The organism is Burkholderia sp. 8Y (assembly GCF_902506145.1).
GTDB lineage: Bacteria > Pseudomonadota > Gammaproteobacteria > Burkholderiales > Burkholderiaceae > Caballeronia.
The window spans coordinates 1-1,322 of the sequence record NZ_LR733525.1 but is presented as its reverse complement, the minus strand read 5'-3'; the positions used below and the strand labels follow the sequence as shown (position 1 = coordinate 1,322).

Genomic DNA, 1,322 nt, shown 5'->3' with positions numbered 1-1,322 from the left:
TGAACCGCACCGGATTTTGTGGAGGCTCCAACTCTTGAGACAATGGAGCCATGAACAAGAAGGTAACGAAATTTTCCCCAGAAGTTCGCGAGCGTGCGGTACGTCTGGTGCGCGAGCAGCGTAGCGAACATCCGTCAATGTGGGCAGCGATCGAATCGATTGCACCAATGATCGGCTGCACGCCGCAGACGCTGCACGATTGGGTCAAGCGCGGTCAGATTGATGCCGGAGAGCGCGAGGGCGTAACTACAGAAGAGCGCGAGCGCCTCAAGGCCCTCGAGCGCGAGGTCAAGGAACTGCGCCGTGCCAACGAGATTCTCAAGCTCGCGAGCGCGTTTTTCGCCCAGGCGGAGCTCGACCGCCGTTTGAAATCCTGAAGGCCTTCGTCGACCAGCATCGCGATACCTTTGGGGTCGAGCCAATCTGCAAGGTCCTGCAGATTGCCCCGTCGGGTTACCGACGCCATGCGGCGCAGCTCCGAGATCCGTCCAGGCGCTGCGCCCGCGCGAAACGCGACGATACTCTGCAACCGGAGATCCGGCGTGTCTGGCAGGCCAACATGCAGGTCTACGGCGTGCCGAAGGTCTGGAAGCAGATGAACCGGGAAGGTATTTCGGTGGCGCGCTGCACGGTCGCGCGGCTGATGAAGCTGCAGGGTTTGCGAGGCGCTGTACGTGGCAAGCGGCTTCGCACGACGATCCCCGATACGAGCGCGCCTCGCCCGCTGGACCGAGTCAACCGGCAGTTCAAGGCAGACCGGCCGAATCAGCTGTGGGTTTCGGATTTCACATATGTCTCGACATGGCAGGGCTGGCTGTATGTGGCGTTCGTCATCGATGTATTCGCCCGCCGCATCGTCGGCTGGCGGGTCAGTTCCTCGATGACTACGGACTTCGTTCTTGACGCGCTTGAACAGGCGCTGTACGCACGCCAACCAGGCGAGGACGGGACCCTTATACATCATTCCGATAGGGGGTCCCAATATGTCAGCATTCGGTACAGCGAACGGTTAGCCGAAGCGGCTATCGAGCCGTCCGTCGGCAGCCGTGGCGACAGCTACGATAACGCGCTGGCTGAAACGATCAACGGCCTGTACAAGACAGAGCTGATTCATCGGCGCGCCCCGTGGAAGACACGCGAATCTGTCGAACTCGCAACTCTGGAATGGGTCGCCTGGTACAACAACTGTCGGCTGATGGAACCACTCGGCTATATCCCTCCCGCTGAGGCTGAGGCACACTACTACAGGCAACTCCGAAGTGCCGCTGACATGCCCGCATTAACTTAACCCAACCGGCCTCCACGATTCCCGGTGCGGTTCA

The 1,322-nt window shown here is 60.4% G+C and carries 1 protein-coding gene and 1 other annotated feature; the gene reads left to right on the top strand.

Translation table 11 applies throughout. From position 1 onward, the window contains the following. The first annotated feature begins 50 nt into the window (after positions 1 to 50). Positions 51 to 1,288, top strand: a protein-coding gene (locus GV035_RS25835; RefSeq protein WP_159838423.1) for an IS3 family transposase whose coding sequence is annotated in 2 segments (ribosomal slippage) — positions 51 to 342 and positions 342 to 1,288 — 1,239 coding nt in all. Because the reading frame shifts where the segments join, the coding sequence is not laid out codon by codon here. After that, positions 332 to 448: a sequence feature (AL1L pseudoknot), on the top strand. Its footprint overlaps the gene before it by 117 nt. Positions 1,289 to 1,322 lie beyond the last annotated feature (34 nt).